The organism is Microcoleus sp. B3-D2 (assembly GCF_036705345.1).
Lineage (GTDB): Bacteria > Cyanobacteriota > Cyanobacteriia > Cyanobacteriales > Microcoleaceae > Microcoleus.
In genome coordinates, this window is sequence record NZ_JAUBUG010000001.1 from 75,868 (window position 1) to 99,930 (window position 24,063).

The 24,063-nt window shown below is 46.7% G+C and carries 20 protein-coding genes; 8 read left to right on the forward strand and 12 right to left on the reverse strand.

All coding sequences use genetic code 11. From position 1 onward, the window contains the following. Window positions 1-101 precede the first annotated feature (101 nt). Both QUB14_RS00320 and QUB14_RS00325 read left to right on the forward strand, forming a co-directional pair. Window positions 102-1,835 (forward strand): DUF3352 domain-containing protein, encoded by a 1,734-nt coding sequence (locus tag QUB14_RS00320; protein WP_333213784.1) that lies wholly within the window; start codon window positions 102-104, stop codon window positions 1,833-1,835. A 100-nt stretch (window positions 1,836-1,935) separates the two neighbouring features. After that, window positions 1,936-2,106 (forward strand): hypothetical protein, encoded by a 171-nt coding sequence (locus QUB14_RS00325; protein ID WP_333213782.1) that lies wholly within the window; start codon window positions 1,936-1,938, stop codon window positions 2,104-2,106. Here the strand turns inward: QUB14_RS00325 and mrdA are convergent. Beyond that, entirely contained in the window at window positions 2,103-3,929 is a 1,827-nt protein-coding gene (mrdA, locus tag QUB14_RS00330; protein ID WP_333213902.1) for a penicillin-binding protein 2, read from the reverse strand. The two genes, QUB14_RS00325 and mrdA, sit on opposite strands and share 4 nt — an antisense overlap. A 547-nt stretch (window positions 3,930-4,476) precedes the next feature. On the opposite strand from mrdA, the gene QUB14_RS00335 reads away from it, so the two are divergent. Further along, entirely contained in the window at window positions 4,477-4,959 is a 483-nt protein-coding gene (locus QUB14_RS00335) for a hypothetical protein (protein ID WP_333213780.1), read from the forward strand. 147 nt (window positions 4,960-5,106) lie between these two features. Further along, window positions 5,107-5,913: a serine O-acetyltransferase gene (gene cysE, locus QUB14_RS00340; protein WP_333213778.1), complete on the forward strand. Its 807-nt coding sequence runs from the start codon at window positions 5,107-5,109 to the stop codon at window positions 5,911-5,913. Between the two features lie 98 nt (window positions 5,914-6,011). Here cysE and QUB14_RS00345 read toward each other — a convergent pair whose 3' ends face one another. Beyond that, a complete protein-coding gene (locus QUB14_RS00345) occupies window positions 6,012-6,593 on the reverse strand; it encodes an Npun_F5749 family FMN-dependent PPOX-type flavoprotein (RefSeq protein WP_333213776.1) in 582 nt (193 codons plus the stop codon). Window positions 6,594-6,775: 182 nt separating this feature from the next. Here QUB14_RS00345 and QUB14_RS00350 point away from each other — a divergent pair, with 182 nt between their 5' ends. Then, window positions 6,776-7,894: a tocopherol cyclase family protein gene (locus QUB14_RS00350; RefSeq protein ID WP_333213774.1), complete on the forward strand. Its 1,119-nt coding sequence runs from the start codon at window positions 6,776-6,778 to the stop codon at window positions 7,892-7,894. 366 nt (window positions 7,895-8,260) lie between these two features. Further along, entirely contained in the window at window positions 8,261-8,668 is a 408-nt protein-coding gene (locus QUB14_RS00355; protein WP_445251799.1) for a sulfocyanin-like copper-binding protein, read from the forward strand. A gap of 89 nt (window positions 8,669-8,757) precedes the next feature. Here the strand turns inward: QUB14_RS00355 and clpS are convergent, their stop codons facing one another. From clpS to pflB, 4 genes are all read right to left on the reverse strand, one after another. After that, complete coding sequence (clpS, locus tag QUB14_RS00360; RefSeq protein ID WP_006633998.1) at window positions 8,758-9,051, reverse strand: ATP-dependent Clp protease adapter ClpS; 294 nt, start codon at window positions 9,049-9,051, stop codon at window positions 8,758-8,760. A gap of 230 nt (window positions 9,052-9,281) precedes the next feature. Beyond that, on the reverse strand, window positions 9,282-11,912 hold the full coding sequence (gene adhE / locus QUB14_RS00365; RefSeq protein WP_333213772.1) for a bifunctional acetaldehyde-CoA/alcohol dehydrogenase: 2,631 nt from the start codon (window positions 11,910-11,912) through the stop codon (window positions 9,282-9,284). 121 nt (window positions 11,913-12,033) lie between these two features. Beyond that, window positions 12,034-12,777 carry a pyruvate formate-lyase-activating protein gene (gene pflA, locus QUB14_RS00370; protein WP_333213770.1) on the reverse strand — a complete coding sequence of 248 codons (744 nt, stop codon included), beginning with the start codon at window positions 12,775-12,777 and terminating at the stop codon, window positions 12,034-12,036. A 179-nt stretch (window positions 12,778-12,956) separates the two neighbouring features. Next, window positions 12,957-15,185: a formate C-acetyltransferase gene (gene pflB / locus QUB14_RS00375; protein WP_333213768.1), complete on the reverse strand. Its 2,229-nt coding sequence runs from the start codon at window positions 15,183-15,185 to the stop codon at window positions 12,957-12,959. Window positions 15,186-15,608: 423 nt separating this feature from the next. Here pflB and QUB14_RS00380 point away from each other — a divergent pair, with 423 nt between their 5' ends. Then, entirely contained in the window at window positions 15,609-18,344 is a 2,736-nt protein-coding gene (locus QUB14_RS00380; RefSeq protein ID WP_333213766.1) for a bifunctional acetate--CoA ligase family protein/GNAT family N-acetyltransferase, read from the forward strand. 94 nt (window positions 18,345-18,438) lie between these two features. Here the strand turns inward: QUB14_RS00380 and QUB14_RS00385 are convergent, their stop codons facing one another. After that, a complete protein-coding gene (locus QUB14_RS00385; RefSeq protein ID WP_015178829.1) occupies window positions 18,439-19,041 on the reverse strand; it encodes a superoxide dismutase in 603 nt (200 codons plus the stop codon). Window positions 19,042-19,422: 381 nt separating this feature from the next. Here QUB14_RS00385 and QUB14_RS00390 point away from each other — a divergent pair, with 381 nt between their 5' ends. After that, a complete protein-coding gene (locus tag QUB14_RS00390) occupies window positions 19,423-19,950 on the forward strand; it encodes a phosphate-starvation-inducible PsiE family protein (protein WP_333213764.1) in 528 nt (175 codons plus the stop codon). 139 nt (window positions 19,951-20,089) lie between these two features. Here the strand turns inward: QUB14_RS00390 and QUB14_RS00395 are convergent, their stop codons facing one another. From QUB14_RS00395 to QUB14_RS00415, 5 genes are all read right to left on the reverse strand, one after another. Beyond that, entirely contained in the window at window positions 20,090-20,539 is a 450-nt protein-coding gene (locus QUB14_RS00395) for a bestrophin family ion channel (RefSeq protein WP_333297055.1), read from the reverse strand. Continuing rightward, window positions 20,506-20,721: a hypothetical protein gene (locus QUB14_RS00400; RefSeq protein ID WP_333213762.1), complete on the reverse strand. Its 216-nt coding sequence runs from the start codon at window positions 20,719-20,721 to the stop codon at window positions 20,506-20,508. Before QUB14_RS00400 ends, QUB14_RS00395 begins: the two co-directional genes overlap by 34 nt. 677 nt (window positions 20,722-21,398) lie before the next feature. After that, window positions 21,399-23,111, reverse strand: a complete 1,713-nt coding sequence (locus QUB14_RS00405; RefSeq protein ID WP_333213760.1) for a SpoIIE family protein phosphatase — start codon at window positions 23,109-23,111, stop codon at window positions 21,399-21,401. 73 nt (window positions 23,112-23,184) lie between these two features. Next, a complete protein-coding gene (locus QUB14_RS00410) occupies window positions 23,185-23,496 on the reverse strand; it encodes an MHYT domain-containing protein (protein WP_333213758.1) in 312 nt (103 codons plus the stop codon). Window positions 23,497-23,877: 381 nt separating this feature from the next. After that, window positions 23,878-24,027 (reverse strand): hypothetical protein, encoded by a 150-nt coding sequence (locus QUB14_RS00415; RefSeq protein WP_333213756.1) that lies wholly within the window; start codon window positions 24,025-24,027, stop codon window positions 23,878-23,880. Between the last annotated feature and the right edge of the window lie 36 nt (window positions 24,028-24,063).

Sequence of the window (24,063 nt, forward strand, 5' to 3'; positions counted from 1 at the left end):
TTATCCTTTTCTTTTGCAAACCGCACAAAAAGTATCTGCAGACAGCTAGGGTCATGCGCTACTCTAGTTAATAATAGACTGTGGTCATTAGTCCTTGTTGTATGAAGCTGCGATCGTTCTTTTCTTTCCTCATTGCTGGCGTGTTGGCACTCTTAGGCTTGAGTGCCGGCGGTTTTTACTGGCTGACAACTCAAACTCCCCTGAATTTGCTCGCTGGCGGGCCGACAACTACTCCGGCTGCGGCTGTGTTTGTCTCGAAACAAGCACCTTTGTTAGCATCAATGCTGGTAAATCCCGATCGCCTCGAAGCATTGCGACAAGTTTTTGCCACTCCCGAAGAAAGAAGTCGATCGCACGCAGAATTTGAGCAAATCAAAAAAAGTTTCCTCGCCAATACAGGCCTGGATTACAGTCGAGATATCCAACCTTGGATAGGTGACGAAATTACTCTCGCCGTCACAACTTCCGATTTGGATGGCGACAGCAGCAACGGCAAAGAAACTGGGTTTTTGCTAGCTGTTTCTTCCCAAAATATCGCTCGCAGCCAACAATTTCTCGACTCCTACTGGCGAAAACAATCTCGGGCAGATAAAACAGTGCAGTCGGAACTCTATAAAGGCATCCAACTAACTTACAAAAAATCGCTTACAGCTAACAAAAAATCCGCTACAATTTCGCCTTTCAACCAGTTTTCCCTGCCGAATTCAACTTTGCCGCGTAGCTTCGCAACAGCGGCCATCGGCGGCAGTTCAAATTCTGGAAATAACCCCAGTTTTGTTTTATTTGCCAACAGTCCGAATGTGCTTCGAGATGCAATTAATAACGTTGAAGCAGCCACTCTAAATCTCAATAATAGCCCGGAATATCAAAAAGCTTTGCAGCAGCTAACTCAAGGCAGAATTGCTTTAGCATTTGTCAATCTCCCGCAGTCAGCAACCGAGCAAAATCCCCAAGTTTCTCTTAATTCTCTCGCAGTTGCTGTCGGAGTCAACCGACGGGGATTGCTGGCTCAAACTGCTTTAGTGACATCGCGAGAAAACACAGCTTCTCCCACACTCTCGGAACCTGTGCAAGCCTTGCAGTACATTCCCTCAGCCAGTCCTTTCGCCGTCGCCAGCACCGATTTAAAGAATTTTTGGGCTGATTTGTCATCTGCGGTGTCCACTAACCCTGAAGCCTCAAAATTAGTCGATCGCGCCCTGGCAGATATTCAGCAACTTTGGGGCGTCAACTTGCCGCAGGATATATTTGACTGGGTACAAGGAGAATATGCTTTAGCAGTGCTTCCGAATTCGTCAAATAGTGGTGACTGGATTTTCGCCGCCGAAAAATCTGCTGATTCCCAAAAGGCGATCGACAAACTCGATGAAATTGCCCGCAGCAAAGAATACAGCATCGGCAGCTTCAGTCTGAGAAACCAGAAAATTACCGCTTGGACGCAGTTGACAACAAGTCCAAATTATGGTAAAGAAAATAATAGAAAAAGTGCGCTCGAAACTGAGGCAAAAGGAGTCCGAGCAACCGTCGGCAAATACGAAATTTTCACCACCTCAGTAGAAGCAATGGACGCAGCACTAGAAGCAGCAGAAACAGGCTCTTTAGTTGCCAATCAAGATTTTCAAACCAGCATTGAACCCCTGCCACCATCTAACGACGGCTATTTTTATTTAGACTGGCCCTCCAGCAGGGCAATTTGGGAAAAACAAATCCCGCTGTTGAGGTTAATTGAACTTTCGGCAAGACCATTGTTCGACCACTTGCGATCGCTCACCGTCACCAGTACGGGAGAGATCGCAGGAATTCGCAAAGCTACAATATTTATGCGGCTCAATTAGTCAGAAGGAAGTTCGGCAACGGATTGTGTAACGGATGTAACGGATCTCAGGAAGAAGGAAGAAGGAAGTTCGGCAACGGATTCTGTAACGGATGTAACGGATGTCAGGAAGAAGGAAGAAGGAAGAAGGAAGAAGGAAGAAGGAAGAAGGAAGAAGGAAGAAGGAAGAAACTATGCCCAATGCCCAATGCCCCATTCCCAATGCCCAATGCCCAATGCCCAATTCCCAATTCCCCATGCCCAATTCCCAATGCCCAATCCCCAATAACTAAGGAGCAATCACTACTGGCTCCTTCACCTTTTTCGGTTTCCCAAAATAAGCTTGAAACACCTCTTTAGCGATCGGGGCCGCGGCAACAGAACCATAACCGCCATTTTCCACAACCGCGGCGATCGCAATTTCCGGCTTGTCAGCAGGCCCGAATGCCACATACAAAGAGTGATCCTCCTGTCCGATGACCTCCGAAGTCCCTGTTTTGCCCGCCGTCAGCGGAATCGAACCGTCATTCAATCCCTGTCCCGTACCCTCGGCAACCACCGCGATCAGTCCTTCCTTCACCACCTGAATTGTTGAAGGTTTCATCCCCGTATGTACCCGTTGAGTCTCCGCTGTGCCGGTCATAGAAGTCAAAAGATGGGGCTTCACCCGATAGCCGCCGTTAGCGATCGAACTCACCATCACCGCCGCCTCCAAAGGAGTCACCAAGACCAACCCCTGACCGATAGACATCGTTACCGTATCACCCGCATACCAAGGTTCTTTATAAATTTTCTCCTTCTCCTCCGGCGTCGGGATTTGACCGTGAGCGCCACCGCCTAGCCCCAAAAGATTCAAATCCGTATCCTTGCCAATTCCCAAGCGGTGTCCCCACTTAGAAATTTGCTCGGGCCCGGTACTAATCCCCACTTGATAAAAAAACGTATTGCTGCTGAAAGCCAAAGCATCCCGAAAGCCGATGTCGCCGTAACCGCCGCTGTGTTCGTTAAAATCAATTCCCCCCACAGTAATGTAAGACGAAGTACCGAGAATTGAGTCCGGCGAAAATTTGCCCGATTCCAGACCCGCGACGGAAGTCACAATTTTAAACGTGCTACCGGGGGGATAGCCTTGCATCGCCCGATTCAAAAATGGATTTTGCGGATCTTGAAGAGTTTCCCACTCATCCTTAGTGATTTTTCGCGTAAACAGATTGGGGTCAAAAGTCGGGTGGCTGGCCATAACTAATACCGCCCCGGTTTTGACATCCAGCGCCACTACTGCTCCCCGGCGGTTCCCCAGGGCCTTTTCGGCTGCTTTTTGCATTTCCAAGTCTATGGTTAGCTGCACCACCTCACCGGGTTTGGGCGGTGTCTCTCCCATCAGCCGTAATTCTTGATTTTGGGCATTTACCTCGATCAGCCGATCGCCCCAAACTCCCGCAATCTTCTTGTTAGAACTGGCTTCTATGCCCATCTGACCGACAATCATCCCCATCGGGTATTCCGGATGAGCTTCCAAGTCTGCTGCGGTAGCCTCGCCAATATATCCGATAACGTGAGCCGCCAAACTGCCTTCGGGATAGTAGCGGTTCGCTTCTGGGCGCACTTCCACTCCCCGCATTTGTCCCACCTGTTCTGCTAGCGGCACAAACACCTCTGGCGGCATTGCTTGCTTGAGCCGCACCGGTCTGTAGGATTGAGGATCGACCTCTTTTACTTTTTTTAAAATTTCTTGTACCGGGATTTTAACCAACGGACTCAACTTTTCTGCTGTCGCTTTCCACTCTTCCGGCGTTTGTTCTCTCGGCCACAAATATATCGATCGAGCTAAATTGTTTGCCGCTAGCAACTTGCCTTTGCGATCGATAATGTGTCCGCGATTCGCCGCCATTGGCACTAGGCGAACGCGATTGTTTTCGGCTCGTTCCCGGTTTTGCTTCCCTTGTATCAGTTGTAATTCCACCAGCCGACTAGCGTGCAGGCCCAGCAAACCTGTTGCCACCAGCATTAACACTATCGCCCGGTGTATCGGACGCTCCTGTTTCTTAGGAGTTTCTGCCAGGGTTTTGTCTGAAGAGTGAAATGCTGAGATCGAATAAACTTGTCGTTGCATCATTCTATAGGTAGATGTCAAATCCTAGATTTTAGATTTCTGATTGTCAATTGTGAAGTATACATCATCAAACCGGGGACAATCGGGCCTTGACTCTTGGGGGAAGGGGAATAATTGATGATTAACTTTTGACTAATCATTAATAACTCATGACTGGTAACTAATCCCCCAAGCACCAAGAAATAGCCAGAAAAATCAAGGTCAGGCTCAGCCAATTAGGGAGGTGGAGCCAGCCAGATAGGCCTATAGGTAACAATACCAAGGTCTGTGTCAATAGGGAACCGATCGCCAACAGCAAGGCTAGGAGTATCAAATTTATCATCTTGACACCGTACAATTTCGGACATGAGTCGCTCGCCTGTGGCAGAAATCCGAGTGGCACAAGCGAGCGCGATCGTACAGGGATTGTCCTGATAGACATAAGGAAGAGAACCCAGGAGGTTTTGAACTAATTAAAAAAAAATTCTTCTTCCTCCCCAGGTTGGATTCTAGGGGCTGCGATGGGTAAATTCTGAGTTGGGGTTTTAAGTTGTGACCGAGGAGTATTGCCATGTTGTTTAATCAGCCAGCCAATTTCAAAAACGGTGCGCTCTTGGCTGCGATCGCCGCGATCGTCGCCCTACCAGTTTTAGCAGAAACAGCCAATTTCGGCACTTTAACTTTATCGCGAGGTTTTGCAGCCCCAACAGCAGTTTTGAGAGGTTCCACAGGCGGATCGTACTCTCTATCTGTCATCGCCAACGCCGATCGCCACAAAAACAAATGTTTGGGTTTTGCCACCCCAACTCCCGACCACATCATAGTCTTGCAGGAAAAATTTTCAAAACTCACACTCCAAGTCAACAGCGGAGGCAAGGACACAACCTTACTCGTACAAGGCCCCGGTAATGCGGTGCGCTGCGGAGACGATCTAGGTCAGAATAAAGATGCTGGCATACTTGATTCTGACTGGCAAGCAGGCTCTTACAAGCTTTGGGTAGGTACTGTCGAACCCGGAGTCAAGTCTAACTATACAATCTCAGTACAGGAATAGAACGCAGCGGCGCTGTTGCATAGCCACAATAAAAAGTCGTCAAATTCTACCCCACTCTCCCCCCGGACGATCGACCGCTCACTTCCCCCGTCTAGTAAAATGTAAAATCGAAAGTGGCGTGTTTAACCAAAATAGGTAACTCCGAAAGTGCTAAAGACTCTTAGAGCTGACTTCAGTATAATTTTCGATCGCGACCCTGCCGCTCGCAACTGGCTGGAAGTTTTATTTTGCTACCCCGGTCTTCAGGCCCTAGTGCTGCACCGCCTCGCACACTGGCTTTATGTGTTGGGACTTCCCTTCATCCCCCGCTTGATTTCCCACATTGCTCGCTTTTTGACCGGAATTGAAATCCACCCAGGGGCAACCATCGGCAAAAGCGTATTCATCGACCACGGTATGGGGGTTGTGATCGGCGAAACAGCGATTATCGGCGATTTTGCCCTAATTTACCAAGGTGTCACCCTTGGCGGTACTGGCAAACAAAGCGGCAAGCGTCACCCTACCGTCGGCGAAAACGTAGTTGTAGGTGCCGGCGCCAAGGTACTCGGCAATCTGCAAATTGGCAATAACGTCCGCATCGGCGCCGGTTCCGTAGTGCTCCGCGACGTACCATCTGACTGTACAGTGGTAGGGATTCCCGGCCGCATCGTCTATCGATCGGGAGTGCGCGTCAATCCCCTAGAACACGGCAGTTTGCCGGATTCGGAAGCTGTGGTAATTCGCTCTTTGCTCGATCGTATCGAATCCCTCGAACAGCAAGTAAAAAGTTTGCTTCCTCAAGCATCTGTCTCCTTAAATTCTGTTCCCAATTCCCACAATTTCCACTCAGTATCAGAAGCTTTAAACCAAGCCAGCAATGTAGCCTTAGCCGAAAAAACACAGCTAGTTACAACCCCTAGCTGCAAGTTAAAAGATAAAGCAATTCAAGAATTTTTCGACGGCAGCGGCATCTAAAAATAGTTTTGAGTGTTGAGTTTTTCATTGGGAATTTTTCAACTTAAAACTTTCCTACTCACAACAGTCAACAGTCAACAGTCAACAGTCAACTGACTTCAAGGATTGACCGATCGCACAGACCAATTTCCCTCCCCGTCGCGCCGATAAAGCGACCGATTTTGCGGTTCCCCCCGCAACTCCAAAAAATCCACCGTTTCCGGTTCCAACAACAGCAAGCAAAAATTAGGCAGCGGCTCGATGGCATTTGGGGAAGCAGAATCAAAAGCACTAGCCTCGGCTTTGTCATCCCCCGGCTGCGGCCAAGCAAACTGCGCTCTAGCCGCCTCAGAAAGCTCCTGCCAAGTTGTACACCGCGATGAGCACAACTGGGCCTCTGGATAATCTGCCCCTACCAAAACTAGCTTTCCAGCAATCCGAAATTGTTCGCGAGTCTTAGGGAAATACCAGCAAATTTCCCCCCAAGGATAGAGGTTAATTTCCTCGGCTTTTTGGCTGCGAAGATCTGTAATAAATTTCAACTGATTAGTATCTGCTAAAAAGCCTCGAAACACCACAGTGCGGTTGGCAGGACGCCCGGTGGCGCGAACAGTTGCTAGTTGCAAGTAGCGGGCAAAAGCGAGACTGCGGTTCCGGTGGAGCGCGCGAGCTAAGGGCGATCGCCAAAGTGCTAAAGACATAATTAATAACCTATCATATTGGTAATGGGATTAGTCATTAGGAATTGGGAATTGGGAATTGGGCATTGGGCATTGGGCATTGGGCATTGGGCATTGTTAACCGTTGACTGTTGACTGTTAACGGTTAACTAATGACTACTGACTACTGACTACTGACTCTTCTTTCTGCTATTGGTAATTTTATGTCAAATTCACTTTCCAAACTAAAAACTATTGAAACTCCCCACAGCGGATACCACTGGGACGGCAGTTCCCGGCGCTTTTTTGAAGGCTGGTACTACCGAATAACATTACCGATTCACGGACAATCCTTTGCATTCATGTATTCCATCGAAGACCCCAGAGGCGGTCAACCTTACAGTGGCGGTGCAGCTCAAATTCTCGGCCCGGAAGATAGCTATTTGTGCCGCACTTTCCCCGATGTAAATAAGTTTTGGGCGCACCGAGAAAGCTTAGGTTTCGGACATTGGGGCAAAACAGATTTACAAATTAAACCCCAATATTTAGAGCCGCAAGTATTCGACAGCCGCGTCGAAGAAGGCTATCAAGCTACTGCTACTTTAAATCAAGGTTATCTGCACGATCCGGGAAGTGGCAGCCGCTGTTTTTGGCAGTACGAAATTCAACCTATTTATGGCTGGGGCAACTCTGAGGAAATCCAGAAATCTACGGCGGGAATGCTATCTTTTCTCCCCGTATTTGAGCCGGGATGGCAAATTTTAATGGCTCACGGTTTAGCCACTGGCTGGATTGATTGGAACGGCCAACGCTACGAATTTAAAGATGCTCCCGCTTACAGCGAAAAAAACTGGGGCGGTGCTTTTCCGCAAAAGTGGTTTTGGATTAATTGCAATTGTTTTCAAGGCGAAAAGGATTTAGCTTTAACTGCTGGTGGCGGCAAGCGGGGCGTGCTGTGGTGGATGGAATCGGTAGCAATGATTTGTCTGCATTACCGAGGCAAATTTTACGAATTTGTGCCTTGGAATTCGCAAGTTAGTTGGACTATTCAACCTTGGGGAAGCTGGAAAATGCAGGCTAGAAACAGCCAATTTGAAGTTGAGTTAATTGGCACTACAAACAGTCCTGGTACTTATGTGCGAACTCCGACAGAAAAAGGCATGGCTTTTTGCTGCCGGGATACGACGCACGGCGAATTGCGCTTGCAACTGCGAGAGTTGTTGGGGGGAAATGTGGAAAACAATGGCAAGCAGCGTTCTAGAATTATCTTAGAGGCTCAAAGCTCTTTATCGGGGTTGGAAGTTGGGGGCGGGCCTTGGGATGAAGTTTGGCGATCGAATTAAGTCAGCAGTCAGCAGTCAGTTAAGCTGTTGGGCCTTTAAATTGTATGTCAAAAAAAATTAAAGTCTTGTGGGGTGGGCGTCCCGCCCGCCCTCAATATACAATTTAAATGCGCGACAGCTTAATATAGCAATCCTAAATGATTCAGATAAATTTGTAGGGGTAGTGCCAAGAGTGCCTACCCCCTATCTATCGGGCAACCACGGGCGGATTGCCCCTACAATAATTATGCAAATGATTTAGGATTGCTATAGTTAACATTAGTCTGAACAGCCACGATCAATTTACTCGGTTGGCAATTAGGCCAATTCTACCGCAACCAGCGGTTACAAAAAACTTTCAAGGTGATTTTGGGAGTAATTTTATGTTTGAGTACAATCTTGATGCCGGCGGCAATTGCTAGTGCTGCCGGTGATTTGTCTCGGCAACCTGTCACCGAAATTACTGTTAGTTTGGGTAACGAAGCTGGCGAACTCAAATTTTTCCCCAATCTGCTAGAATTTGAATCGGGCAAGCGCTATAAATTAGTGCTGAAAAATCCCAGTTCCCAGAAACATTATTTTACTGCTAAAAACTTTGCTGATGCGAGTTGGACTCAAAAAGTTGAAGCGGGTAAGGTGGAAATTAAAGGAGCGATTCACGAATTGGAACTTAAACCGGGCGCTATGGCAGAATGGGTGTTTGTACCCATGAAATCGGGAAGTTACAACCTGCGGTGTACGGTAGCCGGACATACAGAGGCGGGAATGATTTGCAAAATTACGATCGCCTCTTAAATCCCAATCTCCGTCGCCTCAGCGGACATCCTATCAATTTCACATTAATTACCGAAAAACGATCGAACTTTCGGCCCTCTAGACACTTTTCAAGTAGACTCTAGCGGAGCCATTGTCAGTCCAGCACGGCTCAATTGCATATGATAAAGTTCTGCTTGCTCTTGCGGGCCAACCCAGACGGTGGCCTGGCCTTCGTGGTGGATTTGGTTGGCGAGTTTCCAAGCTTGATCGCTCGTCATCCCTGGAATGTATTTGGTCAAACATTCCACAACGTGCTGAAATGTGTTGAAATCGTCGTTGAGGACTATTACCCGATAGTTGGGATAAGGTTTGCGGGTAACTTGACTCGATCGAACGGGTGCTATGGTTGGTGAAGAGGTCATCGCGCGAACAGCCACTGAAACTACAAAATTCGTAAAATAGTTACCTCTAATATCATAACACAATTTCACAATTTTTCAACCCCTACTTGGTATTTTGATCCGCTTCGGGGTTTATTTTCACCGCCGGGCCTTGCGTTAGACTTCTCCAGAAACTCTTGTGGGAATTAGGGGTTAGGCATCCTGTCCCCCATTGACAGGCTTTTGAGGAGAAATCTATGGCACCGCACCGATTAAACGAAAGTTAACACTCGATCGACCTCAGAAGTGTCGCTGTGAGAGTACGCTTGCAGCAGAAGTTGCTTTAAATCTTCAATCAGCGGATAACGGGGGTTCGCTCCGGTACACTGATCGTCAAAAGCGCGATCGGCCATTTCCTCAACGCGAGCAAAAAAGAAATCATCGCTCATTCCCTGACTGGCGATCGCCTCCTGAATCGTGCTAGGAATATCTACCTGACGCTTCAGATTTTCTACCGCTGCGATCAACTTCTCCACTTTCTCCTCTTCTGTATCGCCGCCCAAATTCAGATAGTCCGCAATTCGAGCATAACGCCACTTGCTGTTAGGATACTTGTTTTGAGAAAAAATCGCTTGTTTGAACGGAACATCCGTTGCATTGTAGCGAATTACATGGGAAATCATCAGCGCATTCGCTAAACCGTGAGGGACGTGGCAAGTTGCACCTAATTGGTGAGCAATTGAGTGACAAACCCCCAGAAAAGCGTTGGCAAATGCCATCCCGGCGATCGTAGCAGCATAATGTACTTTCTCCCGCGCTTTCGGATCGTTAGCACCATTTTTGTAAGCGCTGGGCAGGTATTTAAACAGCAAACGAATCGCTTCTAAAGCCAAACCATTTGTATACTCAGAAGCCAACACCGAAACATAAGCTTCTAAAGCGTGGGTTAGCGCATCAATGCCACCGTAAGCAGTCAGTTTCCGTGGCATATTCAGCGTAAGTTCTGGATCGACGATCGCCATACTCGGAGTCAGAGCATAATCTGCAAGCGGATACTTAATCCCCGATCGTTCATCCGTAACAACCGCAAAAGGCGTGACTTCCGAACCCGTTCCCGAAGTAGTTGGAATTGCCACCATAATTGCTTTTGAACCCAAAGGCGGCAGTTCGTATACCCGCTTGCGAATATCCATAAACCGCATCGCCAATCCTTCAAACTCAATTTCTGGATGCTCGTACATCAGCCACATTACTTTAGCAGCATCCATCGGCGAGCCACCACCAAAGGCAATAATCACATCTGGATGGAAACTATTGCAGATTTCTAAACCTTTGCGAACAGTAGCCAGCGAAGGATCGGGTTCCACATCGTAAAATGTGTAATGATCGAGGCCGATTTCTTCCAAACTATCTGTGACTTCCTTAATCAATCCCAATTCAAACAATGGTTTATCCGTCACAATCAAAGCACGTTTCTTACCTGCAAGATCCCTCAAAGCTACAGGAAGACAACCCGACTTAAAATAAATCTTGGGAGGAATGCGGAACCAGAGCATATTCTCGCGCCTTTCTGCTACGGTTTTGATATTGAGCAAGTGATGGGGTGTCACGTTGACAGAAATAGAATTATCGCCCCAGCTACCGCAACCGAGGGTAAGGGAGGGATCGAGGCGGAAATTGTACAAATCGCCGATCGCACCTTGAGAAGAAGGCGTATTAATCAGCACCCGCGAAGTCTCTAGTTTGCTTTCAAAATAACGAATGTGCTTCTGATTGTGGGGGGCGGTGTAGAGTACAGAAGTATGTCCGTGTCCGCCAAAAATTATCAGCGCTTCAGCTTTGTCTACTGCTTCAGTAAAATCCTTGGCGCGATACATGGCAAGAATCGGCGAAAGTTTTTCACAAGCAAAGGGTTCTTCTTTACCTATCGCATCCACTTCTCCAATCAAAACCCTGATATTTGCCGGCACTACAAAACCCGCAATCTCCGCCACTTTTTGCACCGATTGTCCGACAATCTCGGCATTCAATCGCCCATCAATTAAGATTACCTGCCGCACTTTTTCCCGTTCTTGTGCATTGAGGAAATAAGCACCGCGCTTGATAAATTCCAGTTGCACTGCATCGTACACCTCATCCACAACAACCACCGATTGTTCCGAAGCACAAATCGTGCCGTTGTCAAAAGTTTTGCTGAGCAAAATTGAGCTGACAGCCATTTGGATGTGGGCGGTTTCATCAATGATGGCGGGAGTATTTCCGGCGCCGACACCGAGGGAGGGATGTCCTGAAGAGTAGGCAGCTTTTACCATTCCCGGCCCGCCAGTTGCCAAAATTAGTTTGATATCGGGGTGCTGCATCAAAGCTTGGGAAAGTGGCACAGTTGGCTCATCAATCCACCCAATAATATCCGGTGGTGCTCCGGCAGCTACAGCAGCATCGAGGAGGATTTTTGCCGCCGCAGCCGTGCAGGATTTGGCGCGGGGATGGGGCGAAAATATAATGCCATTTCTCGTCTTGAGCGTGATTAAAGACTTAAAGATGGTGGTGGAAGTCGGGTTAGTTACAGGAACGATTCCCGCCAGCAGTCCCACGGGTTCGGCAATGCGTTCGTAGCCAAAATGCCGATCGGACTCGATGATACCGCAAGTCTTGTCGTTTTTGTATTTGTTGTAAATCATTTCCGAGGCAAAATGATTTTTGATTGCCTTATCTTCGATGACTCCCATTCCCGATTCTTTGACTGCTGCTTTGGCTAAGGGAATGCGGGCGGCATTAGCGGCTAAAGCTGCTTGCTTGAATATGCGATCGACTTGTTCTTGAGTGTAGGTGGCAAATTCTGCTTGGGCTGCTTTTACTTTTTGAATTAGGACTTCTAATTCTTCTAAATTGGTAACTTTCATGTTATTTTTCCTGATGTTTCTTTCGGGGAGATTATTGCCTCAATCTTTGATTGGTAGGGAACCCGCAGATCGACGCAGATAATTTCAAGATTGTTGGTGAGTTGTGAACGCGGTCTCTTAATCACCACATACCGCTAGCTCCGATCGCATTGACCCCGCAACTGCGAAAAATATCAACTGTTTGTTGCACGAGTTCCGGTGAAGCTGGAGGTGTATCTTTTAGTTCGTAATCCAGTTTTAATTGTTCCCATTTGTATTCTCCCATTTTATGAAATGGTAATACTTCTACTTTTTCCACATTGGTCAGATTGGCAATAAAATCCGCTAGTTTTTCTACGTTTTTGATGTCATCTGTGAGGTAAGGAACTAGAACGAATCGAATCCACGTCTGTTTGCCAATTTCGCTGAGATATTTTGCCATTGCTAAAGTAGGTTCGATCGACACATTGGTGACTTTGTAATACAGTTCTGGAATGTAGGACTTGATGTCCAATAAAACCAGATCGGTCATTTCCAGAACCGGTTTAGCAACTTCTAAAACACAGAATCCTGACGTGTCTAGGGCTGTATGCAACCCCATTTGATGACAGCGGCTAAAGATTTCTCTGACAAAATCTGGCTGCATCAACGGTTCGCCGCCGCTGACTGTAACGCCTCCTTTCCGCAGGTATGATTTACATTTTGTAATTTGATCGATTAAATAATCAACGGTTACTTCTTTACCATCGTGGGAAGTGCGACAGTCGGGATTGTGACAGTAAAGACAGCGTAACGGACAGCCTTGGGTGAAGACGATAAACCGGATTCCGGGGCCGTCTACGGTACCAAATGTTTCGATTGAATGAATGCGGCCAATTCCAGACATTGATTTGGTTTTGAATTTTGCTTGGCTTCAACTCCGCTCAGTCAGCCGTCAAGTTAAAGTTTTAATTTGGGCTTCGATTCCGCTCAGCCAGCGGTTAAATCGTTAACGGAGCGAAATCGAAGTTTGAGTTTGGGCTTTGCTCAGACAGCGTTTAGGTTGGTAGCTGAGCGAAGTCGAAGCTATACCCGTTCGTGGAAAGTCCGTTTAATCACATCTAATTGCTGTTCGCGGGTAAGTTTGATGAAATTAACCGCATAACCTGAGACGCGAATTGTTAGCTGGGGATAGTTTTCTGGATGTTCCATCGCATCTAGTAATGTTTGCCGATCGAGCGCGTTAACATTGATGTGATGGCCGCCATCGTGGAAGTAGCCGTCTATAAGACTAACTAGGTTGTTAGTCCGATCGCTCTCCATTCTGCCCAAGGCCTGCGGTAGAATCGAAAAAGTATTCGATATGCCATCTTGACAATCGCTGTAAGGCAGTTTTGCTACAGAAGATAAGGATGCGATCGCCCCACAGGAATCTCGGCCGTGCATCGGATTAGCACCGGGAGCAAAGGGTTCGCCTGCTTTACGTCCGTCGGGAGTGCTACCAGTTTTTTTGCCGTACACTACGTTAGAGGTAATTGTGAGTACCGATTGAGTCGCTACAGCGCCGCGGTAGGTTTTGTGCTGGCGAATTTCGTTCATGAAGCTTTGCACAAGTTCGATGGCTAGACTGTCTACGCGATCGTCATTATTGCCGTATTTTGGATATTCTCCTTCGATCGAGTAATCCACGGCCAAACCTTGCTCGTTGCGAAGCACTTTAACTTTAGCGTGTTTAATCGCCGACAGGGAGTCCGCCACCACGGACAATCCGGCAATTCCGCAGGCCATTGTCCGGTAAACATCGCGATCGTGCAATGCCATTTCCAGCCGTTCGTAGCAGTATTTGTCGTGCATATAGTGAATGACATTCAGCGTATTGATATACGTTTTTGCCAACCACGCCATCATGTCCTTGAACCGCGCTCTTACCTCGTCATAATCGAGATATTCGGTAGTAATCGGTGGGAACTGCGGCGCGATTTGGTCGCCGGACTTCTCATCTTTACCGCCGTTAATCGCATAGAGCAAAGTCTTGGCCAAGTTAACTCGCGCGCCGAAAAACTGCATTTGCTTGCCAATTCGCATCGCAGAAACACAACAGGCGATCGCATAATCATCGCCGTATTGAGGACGCATCAAATCGTCGTTTTCGTACTGAATCGAACTCGTATCGCTGGATACCTTCGCACAGAATTGTTTGAAGTTTTCCGGCAATTTTTCCGACCACAACACGGTGAGGTTTGGTTCTGGTGCAGTACCGAGGTTTGAGAGAGTGTGCAAGAATCGGAAACTGTTACGAGTTACCAATGTTCTACCGTCATCGCTGATACCGCCGATCGCCTCTGTTACCCAAGTTGGATCGCCAGAAAACAGATCGTTATAATCGGGAGTTCGCAAAAACCGCACCATGCGGAGTTTCATGACAAAATGGTCGATCAGTTCTTGCAATTCTTGTTCTGAACTCGCGCCACTTTGCAAATCGCGATCGAAATAAATGTCTAAAAACGTCGATACGCGGCCCAGAGACATCGCTGCCCCATTTTGTTCTTTCACTGCTCCCAAGTAGCCAAAATACACCCACTGGACAGCTTCTCGTGCATTGGCCGCCGGACGGCCAATATCAAAGCCGTAGCTAGCAGCCATTTCTTTTAACTCAAACAATGCCCGAATTTGCTCGGATAACTCTTCGCGCAAACGAATTGTTGCCTCGTCCATCGCCTCTTGTTCGAGTGATTCTTGCTGTGTTTTTTTATCATCAATCAGGCGATCGACACCGTACAAAGCCACGCGCCGATAGTCACCGATGATGCGCCCGCGTCCGTAGGCATCCGGCAAACCTGTGATGATACCCGAACGTCTCGCCAGACGCATCGAGCGCGTGTAAACATCGAATACACCATCGTTATGAGTTTTGCGATATTTCGTAAATATTTCTTCTGTTTGTAGATCGAGCTGATAGCCGTAAGCTTCTAAACCTGCCTTGACAACGCGAATCCCGCCAAAGGGCATAATCGCGCGTTTCAAAGGTCGATCTGTTTGCAAACCTACTATTTGTTCTAAGTCGCGATCGATGTATCCTGCTGCATGAGCCGCGATCGATGTGGGAACTTTTGTATCAACATCCAATACACCTTTTTCGCGTTCTTGCTTCATTAATTCCAGAACTTTGTGCCAAAGCTGCTGGGTTTTTTCTGTTGGTGCTGTGAGAAATTCTGCATTCCCTTCATAGGGGGTGTAGTTTTTTTGAATGAAGTCTCTGACGTTGACTTCCTTTGTCCAGTTGCCTTCAGTAAAGCCGTGCCATTGTACTAACATAGCTTGCTTTCACCTCAATTTTTTGTTAGCGATCGATCTTTTCTGCTTCGACCACTACATCTACTATATATTTAATTTCAATATTTTAAATACCCTGTTCGCTCTTTGTTACAAAACTTGACTTGCTAATTTCGTGGGAAGAATTAAGATAGATAGTAGGCAGAACATCCTCGTGAATTGTGGAGTAAGCTCTGACCAAAGGGGTTCCCGAACTAACAGTTTGACAACCGAAATGTTGTTTAAGGGCGGGGGGTCGGAAACGCGCAATGAGATTTTTACAATGAGATTTTTTGGTCGGGAACCGCGAACAGCCGAAAAAGATGAATAAAAAGCAGAAAAAGAGCCGAAAAAGAGTTCGGATTGGATGCGGTAGTTATCGAAATCAGAGCCATATTAATTGCTGATTAATTGAAGTAGGGTACTATGCAGATAAATTCAAGAAATCAAAGCACTGCGAGCGAGCCGGCTCACGATATTTGGAAAGAACAGCGTCATCCGCTCGATCGGATTTTTCGGCCTCGCTCCGTGGCTGTAATCGGCGCAACAGAGAGAGAAGGAAGCGTCGGACGAACTCTCCTGTGGAACTTAATTCGGAATCCGTTTGGCGGAACAGTTTTTCCGGTGAATCCCCAGCGCCACAGCGTCTTGGGGCTCAAGTCTTATCCTGACATTGCTAGCGTCCCGGAAAGAGTGGATCTGGCGGTGATTGCTACGCCTGCTGCTGGGGTGCCGCAAGTGATCCGCGAATGTATCGCTGCTGGGGTGAAAGGAGCAATTATTGTTTCTGCGGGCTTTAAAGAGATTGGCGCTGCTGGGGAGGCTTTAGAACAGCAAGTTCTCGCCCAAGCGCGTCTGGGCGGAATGCGGATTATCGGCCCCAATTGCCTCGGCGTGATGAATCCTGTGCTTGGGCTCAATGCTACTTTTGCAGGTACGATCGCCCGTCCGGGTAATGTCGCCTTCATCAGTCAAAGCGGCGCCCTCTGTACTTCGATTCTCGACTGGAGTTTGGGAGAAAATGTAGGTTTTAGCGCTTTTGTGTCGATCGGCTCTATGCTCGATGTCGGTTGGGGCGATCTGATCGAGTATTTCGGGGACGATCCCCATACTCACAGTATCGTTTTGTACATGGAATCTATGGGTGATGCTCGTTCGTTCCTGTCCGCCGCCCGCCCAGTGGCGATCGACAAACCGATCATCATTCTCAAGGTAGGACGTACCGCCGCCGCCGCCCAAGCCGCCGCTTCCCATACGGGAGCTTTGACCGGTAGCGATGACGTGCTTAATGCTGCTTTCCGCCGCTGTGGCGCGTTGCGGGTACATACGATTTCCGATTTGTTCGACATGGCAGAAATTCTGGCCAAGCAACCGCGACCGCAGGGCAACCGCCTATCGATCGTCACCAATGCAGGAGGCCCAGGGGCGATCGCCACTGATGCCTTAATTAGCGACGGCGGTGCGCTGGCAAATCTGTCACCGGAGACGCTGCAGCAGCTTGATGAGTTTTTGCCCCCTCAGTGGAGTCATCACAACCCGATCGATATTTTGGGCGATGCTAGTAGCGATCTTTACGCCAAAACTCTAGAAGTTGTTGCTCCCGATCCCAATAGTGACGGATTGCTGGTCATCCTGACGCCACAAGCGATGACAAATCCCACCCAAACTGCAGAAAAACTCAAGTCTTACAGCAAACTCGGAAAGCCCTTATTAGCAAGCTGGATGGGCGGTGTGGAAGTGTCAGCGGGAACGCAAATTCTCAATCAGGCAAATATTCCGACTTTCCCCTATCCCGATACCGCCGTCAGGTTATTCAACTATATGTGGCGGTACACATACAACCTGCGCGCTATCTACGAAACGCCATCTCTCCCCGCTGATTGCGAAATCGAGACTTCCGGGTGTGCGACTGCTGCGAAGATTTTGACTGCCGCCCGCCAAAACAATCGCACTCTATTAACCGAGTACGAATCAAAACAGTTGCTGGCAGCTTACGGCATTCCCACCGTAGCGACAGAAATTGCAGGGAGTGCGGCCGAAGCTGTGGCAATTGCCGATCGCCTCGGTTATCCAGTGGTGCTAAAACTCCATTCTGAGACGATTACTCACAAAACCGATGTGGGAGGCGTTCAACTAAATTTAGTCGATGCTAAGGCTGTAATTAGTGCCTTTGAGGCGATCGCCCAGCGGGTACGGGCGATCGATCCGGCAGCGTTTCTCGGCGTAACCGTGCAGCCGATGGTGCACTTGGAAGGCTATGAAATAATTTTGGGTAGCAGTATTGACCCACAATTTGGGCCGGTGATGCTGTTTGGTTCCGGCGGACAATTAGTGGAAGTCTTTCAAGATCGATCGCTGGCACTTCCGCCTTTAAATACCACCCTAGCGCGGCGGATGATGGAGCAAACGCGCATCTATAAAGCTTTGCAAGGAGTGCGCGGTCGATCGGCAATTGACCTGGTACAACTCGAACAGTTATTAGTTCGTTTCAGTCAACTGATTGTAGAGCAACCTCAAATTTCCGAGATTGATATTAATCCGCTGTTGGTTTCTCCTGAAGGTGCGATCGCTCTTGATGCCCGCGTTGTTCTCCAAACAACGGAAAACCCCATTTCACCCGCGATTCGCCCCTATCCAACGCAATACGTTCAAACATGGGCAACTAACGGCGATCGTCCCATCACGATCCGTCCGATTCGTCCAGAAGATGAGCCGCTGATGGTGCTGTTCCACGAAGAACTTTCGGAAGAGAGCGTGTATTTGCGCTACGCTCACATGGTAAAGTTAAAGAACCGCATCGCTCACGAACGTTTGACCCGGATTTGTTTTATTGACTACGATCGGGAAATGCTCTTAGTAGCCGATCGTCAAGACCCAGAAACCTCAGAACACCGGATTTTGGCAGTAGCGCGTCTGAGCAAACTCCACGGCAAAAACGAAGCCGAATTTGCCCTGATCGTTAGCGATAGCTATCAGCAGCGCGGTTTGGGAACAGAATTATTGAGGCGACTGCTCCAAATTGGTCAGGAAGAGAAATTACAGGCGATCGTTGGCTACATTCTCAATAGCAACTACAAGATGCAGAGCCTCTGTAAAAAACTAGGATTTGAGCTCCAACCAGACCGAGGCGAAGGAATGTTGAAAGCTGTTTTTGTTTGCTAATAGCAAGTTTGGTTAAATAATTCTCATTTAAAAGTGCTCACTACAAACTTTATAGGTTGGTAGTGAGCACTGTAGTCCTCAAACTAAGATGCTACTAAGCCGCAGCCAAATTTGCTGCTGCGAAATCCCAGTTAGCCAAATTATCCAAGAAATTAGTAATGTAGTCGGGACGGCGGTTTTGGAAATCCAAATAATAAGCGTGTTCCCACACATCCAAAGTCAGCAACGGAGTTTGGCCGTGTGCTACCGGGGTGTCAGCGTTAGCAGTTTTGGTAACTTTCAAAGTGCCGTTGTCTAAAACTAGCCAAGCCCAGCCGCTACCGAACTGAGTTGTCGCAGCAGTCTTGAATTCTTCTTTGAATTTGTCGAAGCTGCCGAAGTCGGCGTTGATTTTGTCAGCTAAAGCTCCTGTCGGAGTGCCGCCGCCGCCCGGTTTGAGGGAATTCCAGAAAAAATTGTGGTTCCAAACTTGACCTGCATTGTTAAAAATGCCTGCTTTGGATGGGTCTTTAGCAGATTCCTTGACAATTTCTTCAAGGGATTTGCTCGCCATTTCAGTTCCTTCAATCAGTTTATTCAGATTGGTGACGTAAGCAGCGTGGTGCTTGTCGTGGTGGAACGAAAACGTGTTGGCCGACATATGAGCTGGTTCTAGGGCGTCAGCGGCGAAGGGTAATGGTGCGAGTTCAAATGCCATTGTGTTCAATCCTCTCTGGATTACTTTTGGTTTTTCGGTTGACTTTCCGGCTTTTGTATGATTAAAGCCGAGAGTCACTAGCTTGAGTTTATCAAGCTGTGGTAAATAATTCTTTACAATTTTCCTATTTTATAGCAGTTGCAGCATTTCAGCATTCAGACTTCTCTTTTTTAGATATCAAAGCTACTTATTGCAGCCTTCACGTAGCATAAACTATCACTAAATGTCAAGCCACCTGGGAGGCAAATAAAAGTGTGTGTGAAATTGTCAACCGATCAAAATTTTATGAGACTGATAAAGAGATTAAACCTGTAAATTATCAAAGATTAACCTAAGTTCAATTAAGCTGTAAGAAAGTCAAACAAGTTGCAGGATCTGTCAATGGAAAAGCGTTTAAACAACTCGTCCAGCCACCCCCCTCAATGGTTGAATCTGCAATTAATCGTCACCGGTCTGGAAACAGTACAAGACTTAATTGTAATTTCCCTATGTATTGGTTTGTTTTGTTTCATGGTGCTAGAACTGCGAGAAATGTTCTTCTCGCTGCTACCTCCTTTGAATTTCAAGCAAGTCACGGCCGATATTTTATTTCTATTAGTTTTAGTGGAATTATTTCGGTTGCTAATTATTTACTTGCAAGAACAAAGAGTTTCGATCGGCGTAGCTGTGGAAGTTTGTATTGTATCAGTTTTGCGAGAAGTGATAGTGCGGGGAGTGCTGGAAGCTCCCTGGGTTCAAATATTATCAACAGGCGCATTTTTGCTGGTTTTGGGAGTGTTGTTGGTAGTCCGAGTTTGGTTGCCGCCAACCTTTGAGGGAATTGACCCGGAACGTCGCATGGCTACCAGAAAGAGAAATCTATCAGACCATGAATCTGTTGCACAACCTCTCGAAGTCAATCGATTTTAGATTTTATATTACAGAAGACCCAGAGTCCCGACTTTTTAAAGAAGTCGAGACTCTAAAAGTTTTCTTTGATATAAGTCTTACTTATCAAAAAAATCCTGTTTTTTTTATGTGTAGCCAAACTCATACACAACGGATCTGCTCATTGAATATGGGTTTTCCCTGTTGATGTTTCAATGCTGTCTTGCTTTGTTCCAGCAGCAATTAATTCTTCGGTATCGTTGTGCAACTTTTTGCAAAGCCGATTCAGGGGAAAATCGTTAGCATCATATCCAAAGGGATTTTCAACTTCTAAACCGATCGCCTCAACCCCAAACAACCCAAAAGACACTATCCCAACAACGGGAATTGTCCACCATTGGAAATCTTTCACCATCTGAAAAGGCAGTGCCAAAAAATATAAAAGTAATAGATGCCGTAGGTGAATCGAATAAGCTTTTGGCATCGGTGCAGCTAAAATGCGTTCGCAGCGAGACAGACATTCTACTAATTGATCCAGGCAGCGATTGAGGGAGGCAAATTGAATACTATCGATGTGCTTTTGGGTATACTGTTTAGTTAGATCCCCCCAATCCGTTGCGTCACTTTCAATGGCATATTAGTGACATATTGCAACCCTAAACATTGTTCAGGATAAAGCACCGACTTTTTTAATTCATTGTCAAGTCCAGGGTATATTAAATGCTGTTTTATTGCCATAAAAAAAGCCGACATTAAGCGCCCAAAAGCTGCTTTTTTTTGACGATTTCCTAAAGTTTGTTCGCAAATTGTCATCCACATTTTTTTGGACACATTACGGTTAGTAAATATACTCCGATCGGCAATTAGCCAGCTTTGCCACTTTTTTTAGGCTTCATTAGTCTGAAAAACTAATAGTAATACTAAAAGAATTACTGGGATTAATCCCGTTAAAATTGGTTGGCTCGTACCTGGATATCCATTTGTGTAAATGATAGTAATAATCGCAGCCATTACCATACTCAAAAGCACTTGGCTTTTGATATCCCGAATGACGGAACTTTTTAAATCTAGATCTAGCTTAAAGCAATTATTGCGGTCAAAAATCATACAAACTGCCTCAATTAGAATGGGACATTATTTACGCCTGATGGTAAAAAATCTCCAATACTCAGAGCCAAGAAACTCGCTTAAATGATTACGTTATGGAGTTGAATAAATGATTGCGAGATAGATTCAAAGAACCCAGGCAAAAGTGGCAAGATTCAGAAGTATTAATCACAGAGACAAATCATAGTGATGATAGAATAGCCTACGCTGAATTTAATCTAAATTTTTTCGTGGATGATATAAAACGGGAAAATGGCAGAATAGGCGATCGCGTTAGCAGTCAAATCTATCAAGAAGTCTTGCACTATATTAAATGCTGTCGTACAAATTAATACTCCGAACAGTTGTGAGCTTTTGAACTGTAGCCCTACTTCCAGTTGCCGTTATCGATGAGCATCTGAAGCATCGCTTTGTCGCTTCAAAACCAGCAAGGTGATGTCATCAAATACCTTTTGCTTACCAATATGCCGCCACAAATCGCCAATAATGGCTTCTTTAATTTCGGTCGCCGATTTGTGCCAGTTCTCGCTAATCACTTCACAGAGTTTCTCGACTCCATATTGCACTTTGTTGATATCTTTCGCTTCTGGTATCCCATCAGTATAGAGGACTACTCCATCTCCCGTGTGTAGCTCAATGAAAATGTGACTGATGAACTTAACAATGTCATCGTCAAGAGCAATAGGAAAGCCCAAATCCATGGTGTCGATACGTTCTAGCTGTCCACCGTTTCGCACGACGAGCACTTCTTCGTGTTGACCGCTGATGCTGATGCGTCCTTGGGAGTAATTTAAAATCGCTAGCGTAAGACTTTTCTCGGAATTCATGCGCTGGACGTTTTTGTAAAGGGTGCGGTTGATCACATCCAGGAACCGAACTGGGTCTACTTCGGGGATTTCCTTGAGGGTGCGAACGGCGGTTTGCGCCATCAGCATCAAGATGCCACTTTCAAGTCCATGTCCAGTGACATCGCCGATGCCCAGAGTGACAACGCCATCGGTGTTTAAAACATCATAGTAGTCGCCGCCGACTTCATCGGCAGCCTCCATGTATCCAGCAATATCGAGTCCTTCAATTTCCAGTTCCTCAGCGTTTGGCAGAATCATTTGCTGCATTTGACGCACGATATCCAATTCCGCACCCATGCGAAGATTGTCTTCCTTGAGTCTCTGGTTGAGTGTATCTAACTTTTGCGCCGAGTCTGCCAGTTCCTCTATGGCTTGTTCGAGTCGATCGGATTGTACCAAGATCGATTGGTCAAAAACATCAAGCAACTGCCTCAAAGTCGCTACTTGGGATTTAAGCTGCGCTAGCTCCTGCTCAGTGTTTCTTGTGAATATTTGCCTAGAGGCTGTAGCAGATTCATCTTTTTGAGCGAAGACAGCTCCTCGATCGAAGGGCAGCAGTGCTGTCTTGACGTTCAGCGCCAGAGTGCTGAACATCTGAACCGTGCTAATAGGAATTTGGACTTTCAAGAACATGATAATTGCAAACATATTGCCTGAAGGTAATAGACCACCAAACCCCAACACAGACTTAATTCCGAAGGGAATCACAAAGGAGTCCTGAGCGGGAATATAGGGGCTGCCAATCGCTTCAGGTACATAGAAGACGTTGTATTTCCTCTGCTCGATTTCTACCAAAAGATTCGGGTCAGGGTTGATAACTGTTTTTATATCTAAGCCGAGCTGTCTGATTAGTTGTGAGATCATCGGTAGCTGATCGACTACAGATTCGCTTGCCAGTGGAATAGCCTTATGTCCAACGGATGTGTGTCTTGAGTTCCATTCCGTTTTTTCTCCTACTGTTGCCAGTGCAGTCATGCACTTCATGGCAGGCAAAGGGGGATAGTCGCCCAACATACTACGGGCATACTCGGCAAGTTCGACTTCTAAGTCTTCATAAGGGTGAGTTTTGAACAAACGGACTAGGGCGCAGGATTTCTCACCAGTTGGCTTAGTACAGAAATTTTCGTAAACATACCTAACAATTCTGTTACTCGCCTCTTCCATACTTTCAACCCCCAAGCCGAAATGGCGTAGAGCCAACCCGCATTCCGCCATGTCCCTTAAAGTGAATCTCGTCAAGTCGTACATCGGACTTCCTTATAGATCTGAAAATAACGGCAACTAAGAAAGACAGTGCCACAATCAAGTAATTATGGTGCATTTAGGCAGGTACTCGCATCGCCGCCATGCCAATATAAAGCATACTTTCGATGCCAGAGCCGATGAGAATACCGGGGATTAACAACGAGAACCTGTGTGCAAAACCTCGATGCAAGCTGTAGAAGGTGATACCAGATGCAATGACTGCGGCAAGCCAAAAGACAATCACAATAGGTAAATCGTAGGCGATCGCTACTGGCAGGTGATAAGCCAGCATTCCTATAAAGTGGATTGCCCAGATGCCCGTTCCCATTGTCAAAGAACCACCAATTAACCCACCTAGGCGAAGATATTCACCTTTTTTTGGAGTCATTATCAAAGTTAATTATAAGGTGATAGAGGAGGAAAAAATGGCAAGAAAGATGGAAAAAATGCCTATAAAAAAATCTAAGTTAATTACCATTAATAGATGAAACTCATATAAATTTAGACGGTGACGACAGCTTTGAAGATTGCTTGAGATTTAGCCTCTTTCGTGGCAGTAGGTTTGAGGTATCGTATAACCTTTTTTTTCACTACAATAAAAATTGTAATTTAAGGGCGATGTTTAGCCTTACCAATCATTAATTCCGTCACCGCTGGCAATCCACTCGTCCAAATTGTACTCGGGTTTGACAACATTAAACAAATACAAGCCAAAATCTTGAGATCAGGATCGGCACAGGGGAGATGGTATCGAGAGAAACGTCTTTTTCTACAAGCCAGGATGGGTATAAATAAATAAATAATCAAGCTTGAGTGCTTTCACCAAGCTACGAAACCCATCATTCAGCAGCTTGACATCATCATAGCCGTCCTTCAAAATTCTGGCAATTTCATCTGCTTTGACACTGGAGTGTATCAAAAACAGCTTGCCTGGACTATCTATACCGATGTTGAC